Raw genomic sequence first — 15,610 nt, forward strand, 5'->3', positions numbered from 1 at the left:
AAGACTGCGCGCGGGCGCATCAAGTCCGGACCTCGCCCTGCCCGAGCACCACGTACTTGAGCGAGGTCAGGCCTTCGATGCCCACCGGGCCGCGGGCGTGGAACTTGTCGGTGCTGATGCCGATTTCGGCACCCAGCCCGAACTCGAAGCCATCCGCGAAGCGTGTGCTCGCATTGACCATCACGCTGGCCGAATCGACCTCGCGCAGGAAGCGCTGCGCATGCACGTGGTCGCGCGTGACGATGGCGTCGGTGTGGTGGCTCGAATAGCGGTTGATGTGGGCAATGGCCTCGTCCACGCCCGCCACCACCTTGATGCTGATGACCGCGGCGAGGTATTCCTCGGACCAGTCGGCCTCCACCGCATCGAGGATCTTCGCCTTGGCACCGGCGGCGCCCAGCGCCTCGCTGGCCCGCAGGATCGCGGCGGCAGCCGGGTCGCAGCGCATTTCCACGCCCTTGGCCGCGAAGATGGCGGCGATGTCGGGCAGGAAGTGCTCGGCCACCGTGGCCGACACCAGCAGGCCTTCGGCGGCGTTGCAGGGGCTGTACTTCTGGGTCTTGGCGTTGTCGACGATGCGCAGCGCCATGTCGAACTCGGCCGTGTCGTCCACGTACACGTGGCAGTTGCCGTCCAGGTGCTTGATGACCGGCACCTTGGCGTCGCGGCTGATGCGCTCGATCAGGCCCTTGCCGCCGCGCGGAATGATCACGTCGACGAATTCGGGCATGGCGATGAGCTGGCCGACGGCTTCGCGGTCGGTGGTCTGCACCAGCTGCACGGCTTCGACCGGCAGGCCGGCTTCGGCCAGCGCCCCGGACACCAGCAGCGCCAGCGCCTTGTTCGACTCGATGGCTTCCGAGCCGCCGCGCAGGATGGCCGCGTTGCCGCTCTTGATGGCCAGGCTCGCCGCCTCGATGGTCACGTTGGGGCGGCTCTCGTAGATCATGCCGAACACGCCGATCGGCACGCGCATCTGGCCCACGCGGATGCCGCTGGGTTGCTGCTTCATGCCGATGATCTCGCCGATCACGTCGGCCATGCCGGCGAGCTGCTCGCAGCCCAGGGCCACGGTCTCGATGACCTTGGGCGTGAGCTTGAGGCGGTCGACCATCGGTGCCGACAGGCCGGCGGCCGTGGCGCGCGCCAGGTCTTTCTCGTTGGCGACGGCCAGCACCGGGCCGGCTTCGCGCAAGCGCCGGGCCAGCGCCTTCAATGCTATGTTTTTGGTAGCTGCATCCGCACGGGCCATGAGGAATGCAGCGGCCTTGGCTTGCAGACCCAGGGTCTGCATGTGCTCGCTGACGTTGAACGCATTCATCCGGGTATTTTCCCACGCCAACCTGTGGCCCGGATGACACAGGCTTTTTGATGGCTCGCGCCACCGGAACAGACGCCCTTGGCGTGGATCAGCCGCGTCGCGGTGCAGCCGCCGCACTGCTGCACGCGCGGCACAGCATCAGCGCCAGCCGCTGCAGCGACTGCCAGCCGCTCGCGGGCCAGTCGGGCTGCTTCAGGCCCTTCACGATGCCGTCCACCAGGTGGGCGGCACGCAGCAGCCGCGCCAGCATGCGGTCGTCCAGCCGCGGCAGCACGCGCTCGAAGGCGCGCTCGCGGGGCCCCCAGATGCGGTTCTCGCGCAGCGCCATCGGCAGCGGGCGGCCCGACGCCATGGCGTCCTTCACGCGCTTGAGCGCCCGGATGTCCTCGGCGATCGTGTAGTGCACCAGCACCTCGGCCTCGCCCTCGGCCTGCAGGCCGTCGAGCATGCGCGCCACGCGCTGCGGGTTGCCGGCCAGCACGGCCTCGGACAGCTTGAACACGTCGTAGCGCGCCACGTTGTTCACCGCGCCTTCCACCTGCTCCCAGCTCAGCTCGCCGGCCGGATGCAGCAGCGCGAGCTTCTGGATCTCCTGGTGCGCGGCGAGCAGGTTGCCCTCCACGCGGTCGGCAAAGAACTGCAGCGTGCGCTGGCCTTCGTCGCCGGGCATCACGCGCTGGCCCTGCAGGCCCAGGCGCTGCGCGATCCATTGCGGCAGCGCATTGCGCTCGATCGGGTCGACCTGGATGCTCGCGCCGTTGTTCTCCAGCGCGGAGAACCAGGCGCCGGTGCGCGTGGCCTTGTCCAGGCGCGGCAGCATCACCAGCGTGAGTGTGCTGTCGTTGCCAGGCGCGGCCTCGGCCATGTGCTGCAGCGCCGCGCTGCCGTCCTTGCCGGGCTTGCCCGAGGGGATGCGGATCTCCACGATCTGCTTGTCGGCGAACAGCGAAAGCGAGCCCCCGGCCGCCAGCACCGCGCTCCAGTCGAAATGCGCGCCCGCCACGGTGTACGAACTGCGTTCGGTATAGCCCTGCGCGCGCGCGGCCGCGCGGATGGCGTCGGCCGCCTCCTGCGCGAGCAGCGGCTCGTCGCCGTGGATCGTGTAGAGCGGCTTCAGGCCCTTTTGCAGGTGGGCCCCGAGTTGGGCGCTGGCAAGTTGCATGGAAATGGAATGACCGGGGATTGACCTGGGCGCAGCGGCTCAGAGCTCCTTGACGGCGGCGATGCGGCGCATCAGCTGCTGGGCGATGTCCGACTGCATGTCGCGGAACAGCAGGTCGGCTTCGCCTTCCTTGGCCAGCGCGTTGGTCTCGTTGAAGCTCAGGTCGCGCGTCTGCGAGACCTCGGTGGACGGCAGCACGTCCTTGCCGCCCGGCGTGCGCAGCCGAAAGCGCACGCGCAACCGCAGCTGCAGCTCGCGCACCAGGCCGGCCGAGTTGGTCGAGATGACGAGGCGGTCGCGATCCTCGCCCAGGATCTCGAGTATCACGTCGGGGGCCGAGGCCGAGGGCGGGCTGCCGGCCACGGCAGACTCGGCGGTCACCAGCGTCACCGAGCCCGTGGCCCGCAGCTCGCGCCGGATCTGGTTGATCATGGCCGTGTTGCCCGATATCGACAGCGTCTTGAACGCGAAGACCGGCGCCTTGCGCAGCTCGAAGCCGCAACCGGCCAGGCCGAGCGAGGCGCCCGCCACCGTCAGGCCCATGAGAAAGCCGCGGCGCGGCAGCGAGACATTGCGAGTGTTCATGCTTGAGTCGTTCGTCAGAGAACCACGTTGACCAGGCGGCCGGGAACCACGATCACGCGCTTGGGCGGCGCGCCTTCGGCGAAGGTGACGAAGTCGTCGCAGGCCAGCGCCAGCTTCTCGATCTCGTCCTTGGAGGCGCCGGCGGGCACCAGCAGCTTGCCGCGCAGCTTGCCGTTGACCTGCAGCATGAGCTCGATCTCGTCCTGCACCAGCGCGCCGGCGTCGACCGTGGGCCAGGCCGCGTCGAGCAGGCCGCCCAGGTCCTTGTCGTAGCCGAGTTCGTTCCACAGCTGCTGGGCGATGTGCGGCGTGGCCGGGTACATGCAGCGCAGCAGGATGCCGAAGCCCTCGCGCAGCGCGGCCGCGTCGCCCTTGCTGCCGTCGGGCTTGAAGCCTTCCAGCGCATTGAGCAGCTTCATGGCGCCCGACACCACGGTGTTGTATTGCATGCGCTGGTAGTCGTAGTCGACCTGGCGCAGCACGGTGTGCACCTCGCGGCGCAGCGCCTGGGCGCCCTTGCCCAAGGTCTGGCCGGCAAGGGCCACCGGGGCGGCCTCCGCCTGCGCGGCGCCGAAGTTCCACACGCGGCGCAGAAAACGGTAGCTGCCTTCCACGGCCGCGTCGTTCCACTCGAGCGTGGCCTCGGGAGGCGCGGTGAACATGGTGTACAGGCGCGCGGTGTCCGCGCCGTACTTCTCGATCAGGTCCTGCGGGTCGACGCCGTTGCGCTCGCTCTTGCCCATCTTGCCCACGCCGCCGTACTCGACCTTGGTGCCGTCGGCGGTGGTGCCGCCAATGATGCGGCCCTGCGCGTCGAGCACGGTCGTGACCTCGGTCGGCGGAAAGTAGTCCTTGCCGCCCTTCTCGTTGCGCTTGTAGAAGATGTGGTTGAGCACCATGCCCTGCGTCAGCAGCTTGCTGAAGGGCTCGTCGGCCTTCACCAGGCCCAGGTCGCGCATCACCTTGGTCCAGAAGCGCGCGTAAAGCAGGTGAAGAATGGCGTGTTCGATGCCGCCGATGTACTGGTCCATCGGCATCCAGTAGTCGGCGCCGCCGGCCACCATCGCCTGGTCGTTCTTCGGGTCGCAGTAGCGCATGAAGTACCACGACGAGTCCACGAAGGTGTCCATGGTGTCGGTCTCGCGCCGCGCGGCCTTGCCGCACACGGGGCAGACCACGCCGGCATGAAAGCCTTCGTGCTTGTTCAGCGGGTTGCCCGAACCGTCGGGCACGCAGTCGGTGGGCAGCACCACCGGCAGGTCCTTCTCGGGGACCGGCACGGCGCCGTGCTCGTCGCAATGGATGATCGGGATCGGCGTGCCCCAGTAGCGCTGGCGGCTCACGCCCCAGTCGCGCAGGCGCCAGGTGGTCTGCAGCTCGCCCAGGCCCTTCTGGCCCAGCGCATGCGCCACGGCGGCCACGGCCTCCTTGTAGGTCATGCCGCTGAAGTTGTCGGAGTTGATGGTCACGCCGCGCTGCTTGTCGCCGTACCAGTCCTGCCACTTGTGATAGTCGAAGTGCGGCTCGTCGTCCACCAGCACCACCTGGATGATCTCGATGCCGTACTTGTTGGCGAAGGCGAAGTCGCGCTCGTCGTGCGCGGGCACGCCCATCACGGCGCCGTCGCCGTAGCCGATCAGCACATAGTTGCCGACCCACACCGGCACCTGCTCGTCGGTGATGGGGTGCGTCACCGTGAGGCCGGTGGGCACGCCTTTTTTCTCCTGCGTGGCGAGCTCGGCCTCGGTGGTGCCGCCGTTCTTGCACTCCTCGATGAAGGCCGCGACCTTGGGGTCGAGCGTGGCGGCGTGCGCGGCCAGCGGGTGCTCAGGCGCCACGGCGCAGAAGGTCACGCCCATGATGGTGTCGGCACGCGTGGTGAACACGTACATGCGCCCGTCCTGGATCGCCTTGCCGCTCGCATCCTTGATGTCGTGGGTGAAGGCGAAGCGCAGGCCCTCGCTCTTGCCGATCCAGTTTTCCTGCATCAGCTTCACGCGCTCGGGCCAGCCCGGCAGCTTGTGCTGGGTGTGCTCGAGCAGTTCCTCGGCGTAGTCGCTGATCTTCAGGTAGTAGCCCGGGATCTCGCGGCGCTCGACCGTGGCGCCGGTGCGCCAGCCCTTGCCGTCGATCACCTGCTCGTTGGCCAGCACGGTCTGGTCGACCGGATCCCAGTTCACGACCTGGGTCTTGCGGTAGGCAATGCCCTTCTCCAGCATCTTCAGGAACAGCCACTGGTTCCACTTGTAGTAGCTCGGATCGCAGGTGGCGATCTCGCGGCTCCAGTCGATGGCCAGGCCCATGGCCTGCAGCTGGCCCTTCATGTAGGCGATGTTCTCGTAGGTCCACTTGGCCGGCGGCACGCCGTTCTTCAGCGCCGCGTTCTCGGCCGGCAGACCGAAGGCGTCCCAGCCCATGGGCATCAGCACGTTGTAGCCGCTCATGCGCAGGTAGCGCGTGAGCATGTCGTTGATGGTGTAGTTGCGCACATGGCCCATGTGCAGCTTGCCGCTGGGGTACGGCAGCATCGAGCAGGCGTAGTACTTCTTGCGGCTCGCGTCTTCGGTGACGCGGTAGGCATCGGCGGCGCTCCATTGCGCCTGGGCAGCGGACTCGACGTCGCTGGGTTTGTAGCTGGGGTTCATGACGGTTCGGCAAGAGCCCGGCGCAAGGCGGCCGGGAACGGCGGATTATCGCGCCCGGGCAAAGCCCCCGGCCCGCAGACTCCGGACTTGGGGCACGTAACCTGTGTGTCGCGCAGGTAACGCGCGCCGAGCTGCAGGTTCTTGGCGCCACCCGCCGCCCCTGCAACTGCGCCTGAAACACCTCGCCGTGGCCGTCGCGGCCACCGGCAGCGCGCAGCGCGAAGGACGGGGCAAGGCCGTATCACTGGCCCGAATTTCGCATGCCACAATGTTTTTCGACCACAGGGACCGGCATGGGCAGCAAAAGCGACAGCAGGAACAGCCACAGCGACTGGTGGCGCGGCGCGGTGATCTACCAGATCTACCCCCGAAGCTTCATGGACAGCAACGGTGACGGCATCGGCGACCTGCCCGGCATCACCTCCCGGCTCGACCACGTGGCCAGCCTCGGCGTCGAAGCCATCTGGGTCTCGCCCTTCTTCCGCTCGCCGATGAAGGACTTCGGCTACGACGTGTCCGACTACCGCGCGGTCGACCCGCTGTTCGGCACGCTGGCCGACTTCGACGCCATGCTCGCACGCATGCACGCGCTGGGACTGAAGCTCATCATCGACCAGGTGCTCTCGCACACCTCCGACCAGCACGCCTGGTTCGCCGAGAGCCGCAGCAGCCGCGACAACCCCAAGGCCGACTGGTACGTGTGGGCCGACCCCAGGCCCGACGGCACGCCGCCGACCAACTGGCTGTCGGTGTTCGGCGGCTCGGCCTGGCAGTGGGACGCGCGCCGCAGGCAGTACTACCTGCACAGCTTCCTGGCCGAGCAGCCCGACCTGAACTTCCATTGCGCCGAGGTGCAGGAAGCGCTGCTGGGCGAGGTGCGCTTCTGGTGCGAGCGCGGCGTGGACGGCTTCCGCTTCGACGCCTGCAACCACCAGTTCCACGACGCGCTGCTGCGCGACAACCCGCCGGCCACGCTGGCGTCCATCGACGAGGTCAGCACGGTGCGCGCCGACAACCCCTACGCAATGCAGCAGCACCTGTACGACAAGAGCCAGGCCGAGAACCTGGCCTTCCTCGAAAACCTGCGCCGGCTGCTCGACGGCTACGGCGCGGTGGCGCTGGGCGAAGTCGGCGACGAGAACGCACCGCCCGTCATGGCGCAGTACACCGAACTCGGCAAGCGCCTGCACCTGGCCTACAGCTTCAGCCTGCTGACGGCCGAGCACAGCCCGAAGCACCTGCGCCACCAGGTCGAGGCGCTCGACCATGCGCTGGCGCCCACCGGCGGCTGGGGTTGCTGGGCGGTGTCGAACCACGACGTGCCGCGCGTGGCCACGCGCTGGAGCGGCGGCACATCGACACGGGTCTCCGCCCCGGCGGACACCCGGCGCGACCGGCTCTGGCTGACGCTGCTGCTCACGCTGCGCGGCAGCGCCAGCATCTACCAGGGCGAGGAATTGGGCCTGCCCGAGGCCGAGGTGCCGTTCGAACTGCTGCAGGACCCGTACGGCCGCGCCTTCTGGCCCGAGTTCAAGGGCCGCGACGGCTGCCGCACGCCGCTGGCCTGGACCGCCGAGGCGCCGAACGGCGGCTTCAGCACCGGCACGCCCTGGCTGCCGGTGTACGGCCCGCACCTGCCGCTGGCCGTCGAACGGCAGGCGGACGACCCCGATTCGATGCTCGCCTTCACCCGCGCCCTGCTGCACTGGCGCCATGACCAGCCCCTGCTGCGCACCGGCGACATCGCCTTCATCGACGCGCCCGAGCCCCTGCTGCATTTCGAGCGGCGCGGCGCCGGCGGGTCGCTCCACCTCGTCTTCAACTTCGCCGGCGAGCCGGTGTCGATTCCCTTGCCGATGTCCGGGTCGAAGGGCTTGTCGCCCCTTGCCGGGCAACCGCTGTCGACCACCGCCGCCGTGCAGGGCGAAGGTGAAAGGCGCATGCTGGTGCTGGCGCCGTACGGCGTCTTCATCGGCGCGCCCGCCGACGCAGGAAACCACTGACCACCATGCCCCTGAAGCCACTGCCCGAGTCCGAAATCCATGCGCTGATGCGCGCCGAGCACGGCGACCCGTTCGCCGTGCTGGGGCCGCACGAGACGCCCGAGGGCCTCGTCGTGCGCGCCCTGCTGCCCGGCGCCCAGCGCGTGGCCGTGCTGCACGCGCGCACCGGCTGGCCGCTGGCCATCCTCACGCGGCACGACGGGTCGGACTTGTTCAGCGGCCTCGTGCCCGCGGCCGAGGCCCGCATGGGGTATTTGTTCCAGGTCGACTGGGACTCGCACACCTCGCGGCTCGAAGACCCCTACCGCTTTCCCTTCGTGCTGGGCGACACCGACGTGTGGCTGCTGGCCGAGGGCACGCACCTGCGGCCCTGGGAGCGGCTGGGCGCGCACCTGCGCGAGATGGACGGCGTGAAGGGCGTGGCCTTCGCCGTCTGGGCGCCGAATGCGCGGCGCGTGTCGGTGGTCGGCAACTTCAACAACTGGGACGGCCGGCGCCATGCGATGCGGCTGCGCCGCGAGTGCGGCGTGTGGGAAATCTTCGCGCCGCACGTGACGGTGGGCGACCGCTACGAATTCGAGATTCTTTCGGCGCAGGGCGAGGTGCTGCGCAAGGCCGACCCGTTCGCCTTCTCTTCGCAGCTGCGCCCCGACACCGCCTGCGTGGTGCAGCCGCTGCCCGCGCCGGTGAAGCTGCCCGAGGGCCGCGCCGAGGCGAACGAGCGCCATGCGCCCATCAGCATCTACGAGGTGCACCTGGGTTCGTGGCGCCGCAAGAACGGCCACGAGTGGCTGGACTACCGCGAGCTGGCCGACACGCTGGTGCCCTACGTGCGCGACCTGGGCTTCACGCACATCGAGCTGCTGCCGATCAGCGAGCACCCCTTCGACGGCTCGTGGGGCTACCAGCCCATCGGCCTGTACGCGCCGACCTCGCGCTTCGGCACGCCGGGCGACTTCCGCCACCTGGTCGAGGCCGCGCACGCGGCGGGGCTGGGCGTGATCCTCGACTGGGTGCCTGCGCACTTTCCGACCGACGCGCACGGCCTGGGCAACTTCGACGGCACGCCGCTGTACGAGTACGCCGACCCGCGCGAGGGCTTCCACAACGACTGGCAGACGCTGATCTTCAACTACGCGCGCACCGAGGTGCGCAACTACCTGGTCGGCAATGCGCTGTACTGGCTGGAGCGCTACGGCGTGGACGGCCTGCGGGTGGATGCGGTGGCCTCGATGCTTTACCGCGACTACAGCCGCAAGGCCGGCGAGTGGGTGCCCAACGTGCTCGGCGGGCGCGAGAACCTGGAGGCCATCGACTTCCTGCGGCGCATGAACCATGTGGTGGGGGTCGAGCGGCCCGGCGCCATCACGGTGGCCGAAGAATCGACCAGCTTCCTTGGCGTGACCCGGCCGCCGGAAGACGGGGGGCTGGGGTTTCACTACAAGTGGAACATGGGGTGGATGAACGACACGCTGGCGTATGCCGGCACCGACCCGGTCTACCGCAGGCACCATCACCAGCAGATCACCTTCGGGCTGATGTATGCGCACAGCGAGAACTTCGTGCTGCCGCTGTCACACGACGAGGTGGTGCACGGCAAGGGCTCGATGATCGGGCGGATGCCGGGCGACGAATGGCAGAAGTTCGCCGGCCTGCGCAACCTGTATGGGTACCTGTGGGCTTATCCGGGGAAGAAGCTGCTGTTCATGGGCGGCGAGTTCGCCCAGTACGCGGAGTGGAACGCGGACCGCGGGCTGGACTGGCACCTGCTGGAGCATGCGTCGCACCAAGGGGTGCGGCGGCTGGTGCGCGACCTGAACAACGTGTACAGGCACTTTCCCGCGTTGCACGAGCTGGACAACGAGGGGGCGGGGTTCGAGTGGATCGTGCACGACGATGCGGAGCAGTCGGTGTTTGCCTTCGTGCGACGGGCACGCGACGGGTCGTTCGTGGTTGCCGTGTGCAACTTCACGCCCGTGCCTCGGCATGGCTATCGGCTGGGGGTGCCTTGTGCGGGGGCGTACCGCGAGATCGTCAATACGGATGCTTCGGTTTATGGCGGGAGTGGGGTTGGCAACGGGGTGGTTCAGAGCGATTCTTTGCCCTGGCATGGGAAGGCGGACTCTGTTTCCGTGAGCTTGCCGCCGTTGGGGACGGTGATGTGGGTTCTGGTTTGAGGGCGTTGGGCCTGGTTTTTGTTCCGGGGCCGGGACTCGCCCCGGCGGGCAAGCTACTTTCTTTTGCTTCGCCAAAAGAAAGTAGCCAAAGAAAAGGCGACCCTGCTGGCTGCGTCCCTGCGCTTCGCTGCGGGCAACCTGCGGTGCTCACGTTTCGCGGGGTCTCGCCCAAACTCGCTTCGCTCAAACAAGGGCGAGCCCTGACCCGCGAAACGCTGCGCTCCTCGGCGCATCCAGAAGGGGTTGGGACACCGACACGCCTTCGCTGTGCTCGGCTCCCAACAGCAAACATCCAGCAGCCAACCCCAAAGAGCCAATACCAACCGCCGCTGGCGCGCAGCGCCAGCGGCGACTTGGTGGCCGAGCGAAGCAAAGGCCCGGGTGGTCTCCACCCCCTCTGGCTGCGCCGAGGAGCGGAGTGTTTCGCGGATCAGGGCTCGCAGCTGTTTGAGCGAAGCGAGTTCTGCGAGACCCCGCGAAACGCGAGCACCGCAGGTTGCCCCGTAGCGAAGCGCAGGGGTCGCAGACAGTGGGGTCGCCTTTTCTTTGCTTACTTTCTTTTGGCGAAGCAAAAGAAAGTGAGTCGCCTGCCGGGGCGAGTCCCGGCCTCGGGAAGCAAGCCCCAAAGAAAGCAAGCAGCATGCTGAGCCCCGGCAACCCATTCCCCCTCGGCGCGACAACGTCACCACAAGGCGTCAACTTCGCCCTGGCAGCCCCCTCCGCAGAATCCGTAGACCTCTGCATCTTCGACAGCACCGGAAAGAACGAGCAGCAGCGCCTGCAACTACCGTCCTGCACAGACGGCATCTGGCACGGCCACCTCCCCAGCGCCCGTCCAGGCCTGGTCTACGGCTACCGGGTCCACGGCCCATGGACACCGCATGACGGCCAGCGCTTCAACCCCGCCAAGCTGGTGCTCGACCCGTACGCCCGCCAGATCGTCGGCAGCTACGACGGCAGCGACCTGTTCCTGGGCCACGTCCCCGGGGCCCCGGCAGAGCGGGACCCGCGCGACAACGCCGCCGTCGCCCTCAAGGCACGTGTGGCCCCGGCATCAGCAGCAGAAAGCCCGGGACACGTCCGCATCCCCGCCGCAGACCGCGTCCTCTACGAGCTCCACGTCAAGGGACAAACAAGGCTGCACCCCCAGGTGCCCGAAGCACTCCGAGGCACCTACGCCGGCCTCGCCGAGCCCGCCGTGCTCGACCACCTGCAGCGCCTGGGCGTCACCACGCTGAGCCTCATGCCGGTGCAGCACCGCGCCGACGAACAGCGCCTGCAGCGCATGGGCCTGAGCAACTACTGGGGCTACACCACCATCGGCTGGTTCGCGCCCGAGGCCCGCTACTGGAGCGGCCGCCCCGGCACCACGCCCGCCGGCGAGTTCCGCGCGATGGCCGACGCCATCCACGCGCGCGGCATGGAGCTGGTGATCGACGTGGTCTACAACCACAGCGCCGAGACCGACGAGCTCGGCCCCACGCTGTCGCTGCGCGGCATCGACAACGCCCTGTACTACCACCTGCGCCCCGACGACCGCGCCCTGTACGAGAACTGGACCGGCTGCGGCAACTGCCTGAACCTGGGCGAGCCGCGCGTGCTGCAGCTGGTGATGGACAGCCTGCGCTTCTGGGCCTGCGAGATGGGCGTCGACGGCTTCCGTTTCGACCTGGCACCGATCCTCGGACGCGACGCGCAGCGCGGGTTCGATGCGCGCGCGCCCTTCTTTGCCGCCGTCGCGCAAGACCCGGTGCTCTCGCGCACCCTGCTCATCGCCGAGCCCTGGGACATCGGCCCCGGCGGCTACCGCCTGGGCGAGTTCCCGCCCGGCTGGCTCGAATGGAACGACCGCTACCGCGACACGCAGCGCGGCTTCTGGCTGCGGCAGGCGCACGACGACAAGGCCGGCCTGGGCGACTTCGCGCACCGCGTCACCGCCTCCAGCACGCAGTTCGCCCACCACGGCCGCGCGCCGACGGCCAGCGTCAATTTCGTCACGGCGCACGACGGCTTCACGCTGCGCGACCTCGTGAGCTACAACGAGCGCCACAACCTGGCCAACGGCGAAGACAACCGCGACGGCCACGGCCACAACCTGAGCGACAACTGCGGCGTCGAAGGCCCGAGCGACGACCCCGGCGTGCAAGCCCGACGCGCCCGGCTGCAGCGCGCGCTGCTCGCCACGCTGATGCTGTCGCAGGGCACGCCCATGCTGCTGGCCGGCGACGAGCTCGGCCACAGCCAGCAGGGCAACAACAACGCGTACTGCCAGGACAACGAGACCGCCTGGCTCGCATGGCAGAGCGCGTCGGCACCCGACGGCGACGCGGCGCAACTCAGCGCCTTTGTCGCCCGGCTCGCCGCCCTGCGCCGCGAGGCCCCCGCCTTGCGCAGCAACCGCTGGTGGCCCAGCGAGCCCCCGCAAGGCATGCCGCCGGGCATCCGCTGGCTGCGCCCCGACGGCGCGCCGATGACGCCCGGCGACTGGCAGACGGGCACGGCCCTTGCACTCCACTTTCCGAATGCAGCAACCCCGACGAACCCCGACGAAAGCGACTGGCTGGTGATGGTGAATGCGGGCCCGCAGGACGTCGCCTTCCGCATGCCCCCCGGTGCGTGGCGCCTGTGCCTGGCGAGCGATCCCGCGCTCGACCCGGGCCATGCGGCCCCACCCCTCGGCGACACGGCAACGGTGCCTTTCCCGGGCATCTGCATTGCAAGAACGTAGGAGCCAGATGCATGTCGCGGTGCTAGTCTCGATGCAGAAACTCTGACGACGAATTCCAACGAACAAACGAACGAACGGAGACACAGGATGGACAAGTTCACACCCACACAGCCCCAGCACGAGCTGCAGGCCCATCAACTGGTTCGTCGCACCATCGCCCTGGTGCTGGCCGGCGGACGCGGCTCCCGCCTCAAGCAGCTGACCGACCGGCGCGCCAAGCCGGCGGTGTACTTCGGCGGCAAGTTCCGCATCATCGATTTCGCGCTGTCGAACTGCCTGAACTCCGGCATCCGGCGCATGGCGGTGGTCACGCAGTACAAGTCGCACTCGCTCATGCGCCACCTGCAGCGCGGCTGGAGCTTCCTGCGCGCCGAGCTCAACGAAATGGTCGACGTGCTGCCCGCGCAGCAGCGCGTGGGCGACGAGCACTGGTACCGCGGCACGGCCGACGCGGTGTTCCAGAACCTGGACATCATCCAGACCCGCTCCACCAAGCACGACTACGTGGTGGTGCTGGCCGGCGACCACATCTACAAGATGGACTACTCCATCATGGTGAAGGACCATGCCGAGCGCGGCCTGGGCTGCACGGTCGGCTGCATCGAGGTGCCGCGCATGGAGGCCACGGCCTTCGGCGTGATGGCGGTGGACGACAACCGCCAGATCACCGAGTTCCTCGAAAAGCCGGCCGACCCGCCCGCCATGCCGGGCAACCCCGACGTGGCGCTGGCGAGCATGGGCATCTACGTGTTCGACTCCGCCTACCTCTACCAGCTGCTGGAGGAAGACAGCGTCAACCCCGACTCGAGCCACGACTTCGGCAAGGACATCATTCCGCGCGCCGTGGCGCAGGGCCGCGCGCTGGCGCACCCGTTCGGCATGTCGTGCGTCACGCGGGCCTCGCGCGGGCCGGGTGCCAAGACCTACTGGCGCGACGTGGGCACGATTGATGCATTCTGGGCAGCCAACCTCGACCTGGCCGCCATCACCCCGGAGCTGGACATCTATGACACGGACTGGCCCATCTGGACCTATCAGCGGCAGCTGCCCCCGGCCAAGTTCGTGCTCGACCGGCACGGTCAGCACGGCATGACGGTGAACACCATCGTGTCGGGCGGCTGCATCGTCTCGGGCTCCAAGGTGAGCAGCTCGGTGCTGTTCTCGGGCGTGCGCATCCACTCCTTCTGCGAGATCAACGAGGCGGTGCTGCTGCCCGATGTCGAAGTGGGCCGGGGCGCCCGGCTCAGCAAGGTGGTGATCGACCGCGGCTGCGTGATCCCCGACGACATGGTGATCGGCGAGGACGCCGTGGCCGATGCCGCGCGCTTCGAGCGCACCGAGACCGGCGTGGTGCTGGTCACGCGCGAGATGCTCAAGCGGCTGGGCACCGACTGACCGCCGGCCCGCCGACGCCCACTGCACCCCACGCCCACGCCCACGCTTTTTTCACGATGCGAATCCTCCAGGTCAGCGCCGAACTCTTCCCTCTCCTCAAGACCGGCGGCCTGGCGGACATCGCCGGAGCGCTGCCGCTCGCGCTCATGGCCGAAGGCGAGGACGCGCGCGTGCTGCTGCCGGGGTTTCCGGCCATCGTGGCGGGCGTGCGCGACCTGGCGCCGGTGGCCGAATTCAACGCGCCCTGGGGCGAACGCTTCGCGCTGCGATTCGGGCACATCGCCACCGACGGCGCGCCGGCCATTCCGGCCTACGTGATCGACGCGCCGGCGCTCTACGACCGGCCCGGCAACCCCTACGAAGATGCGTCGCGCCAACCCTACGGCGACAACCACCGCCGCTTCGCGCTGCTCGGCTGGGCCGCGGCGCAACTGGCGCAGGGACTCGACCCGCTGTGGCAGCCCGAGGTGGTGCACGCGCACGACTGGCATGCGGCGCTCGCGCCGGCCTATCTGCACTTCGCGCGGCAGGCCGGCGGCCCCCGCGTGGGCAGCGTGTTCACCGTGCACAACCTGGCCTACCAGGGCATCTTCGCGCCGTGGAACTTCGCCGACCTGGGCCTGCCCGCCACGGCGTTCCAGATGAACGGGCTCGAGTACCACGGCCAGGTGTCGTTCATGAAGGCCGGCCTGTGCTACGCCGACCGGCTCACCACGGTGAGCCCGACCTACGCGCAGGAAATCCAGACGCCCGAGCAGGGCTGCGGCCTGGACGGCCTGCTGCGCCAGCGCAGCGACGTGCTCGGCGGCATCCTGAACGCGGTCGACGACAAGGTCTGGAACCCGGCAAGCGACGCCGCGCTGGTGCAGGGCTTCCACACGCCCGAAGGCCGCCACATGGCGGGCAAGGCGCGCTGCAAGTCGGTGCTGCAGCACCAGCTGGGGCTGGCCGACCGGCCGGATGCGCCGCTTTTCATTCTTGTGAGCCGGCTCACCGAGCAGAAGGGCCTGCACCTGGTGCTGGGCGGGCTCGACGCGTTGCTCGCGCAGGGCGGCCAGCTCGCATTGCTGGGTGCCGGCGAGGCCTGGCTCGAGGAAGCCTTCCGCCAGCGTGCGGCCGCGGCGCCGCAGTCGGTCAGCGTGACCATCGGCTACGACGAGGCGCTGGCGCACCAGCTCTTCGGTGCCGGCGACGTGACGCTGGTGCCCTCGCTGTTCGAGCCCTGCGGCCTCACGCAGATGTACGGCCTGAAGTACGGCAGCCTGCCGCTGGTGCGCCGTGTCGGCGGGCTGGCCGACACGGTGGTCGACAGCTCGCTCGAAGACATGGCCAGCGGCGAGGCCACCGGCTTCGTGTTCGACCGCTTCGAGGTGGCCGACTACGAACGCGCCGTGCGGCGCGCCTTCGCCCTTTACCAACGCGCGCCCGACTGGCGCCGCGTGCGCGGCCATGCCATGCGGCGGCCTGCCGACTGGGCAAGCGCGGCCGCGCAGTACATCGGCGTTTACCGGCAGAGTGTGGAATGACCCCCGGTCTTCGCACACCTCGTGTCGCTGCGCCAACCCCCTTGCGGGGGGCAACACCTGCGGCCCGG

Annotated in this window: 9 protein-coding genes; 5 read left to right on the forward strand and 4 right to left on the reverse strand. The window is 68.9% G+C overall.

Annotated features, from left to right (window positions below; translation table 11 throughout):
- Nucleotides 1-19 precede the first annotated feature (19 nt).
- From ACSFBM_RS31925 to leuS, 4 genes are all read right to left on the reverse strand, one after another.
- Nucleotides 20-1,321 (reverse strand): glutamate-5-semialdehyde dehydrogenase, encoded by a 1,302-nt coding sequence (locus ACSFBM_RS31925; RefSeq protein WP_435487978.1) that lies wholly within the window; start codon nucleotides 1,319-1,321, stop codon nucleotides 20-22.
- Between the two features lie 88 nt (nucleotides 1,322-1,409).
- Nucleotides 1,410-2,483 (reverse strand): DNA polymerase III subunit delta, encoded by a 1,074-nt coding sequence (gene holA, locus ACSFBM_RS31930; protein ID WP_435487979.1) that lies wholly within the window; start codon nucleotides 2,481-2,483, stop codon nucleotides 1,410-1,412.
- Nucleotides 2,484-2,522: 39 nt separating this feature from the next.
- Nucleotides 2,523-3,068: an LPS-assembly lipoprotein LptE gene (locus ACSFBM_RS31935; protein ID WP_435487980.1), complete on the reverse strand. Its 546-nt coding sequence runs from the start codon at nucleotides 3,066-3,068 to the stop codon at nucleotides 2,523-2,525.
- A gap of 14 nt (nucleotides 3,069-3,082) precedes the next feature.
- Nucleotides 3,083-5,713: a leucine--tRNA ligase gene (leuS, locus tag ACSFBM_RS31940; protein ID WP_435487981.1), complete on the reverse strand. Its 2,631-nt coding sequence runs from the start codon at nucleotides 5,711-5,713 to the stop codon at nucleotides 3,083-3,085.
- 293 nt (nucleotides 5,714-6,006) lie between these two features.
- On the opposite strand from leuS, the gene ACSFBM_RS31945 reads away from it, so the two are divergent.
- From ACSFBM_RS31945 to glgA, 5 genes are all read left to right on the forward strand, one after another.
- Complete coding sequence (locus ACSFBM_RS31945; protein WP_435487982.1) at nucleotides 6,007-7,716, forward strand: alpha-glucosidase; 1,710 nt, start codon at nucleotides 6,007-6,009, stop codon at nucleotides 7,714-7,716.
- Between the two features lie 5 nt (nucleotides 7,717-7,721).
- Entirely contained in the window at nucleotides 7,722-9,893 is a 2,172-nt protein-coding gene (glgB, locus tag ACSFBM_RS31950; RefSeq protein ID WP_435487983.1) for a 1,4-alpha-glucan branching protein GlgB, read from the forward strand.
- A gap of 640 nt (nucleotides 9,894-10,533) precedes the next feature.
- Nucleotides 10,534-12,621, forward strand: coding sequence for a glycogen debranching protein GlgX (gene glgX / locus ACSFBM_RS31955; protein ID WP_435487984.1), 2,088 nt, complete (start codon nucleotides 10,534-10,536; stop codon nucleotides 12,619-12,621).
- Between the two features lie 87 nt (nucleotides 12,622-12,708).
- Nucleotides 12,709-14,016 (forward strand): glucose-1-phosphate adenylyltransferase, encoded by a 1,308-nt coding sequence (gene glgC, locus ACSFBM_RS31960; protein ID WP_435487985.1) that lies wholly within the window; start codon nucleotides 12,709-12,711, stop codon nucleotides 14,014-14,016.
- Between the two features lie 56 nt (nucleotides 14,017-14,072).
- Nucleotides 14,073-15,542, forward strand: coding sequence for a glycogen synthase GlgA (glgA, locus tag ACSFBM_RS31965; protein ID WP_435487986.1), 1,470 nt, complete (start codon nucleotides 14,073-14,075; stop codon nucleotides 15,540-15,542).
- Nucleotides 15,543-15,610: the final 68 nt, after the last annotated feature.

The organism is Variovorax pasteuri, from assembly GCF_051216435.1.
In the GTDB taxonomy this organism is placed as follows: domain Bacteria; phylum Pseudomonadota; class Gammaproteobacteria; order Burkholderiales; family Burkholderiaceae_C; genus Variovorax.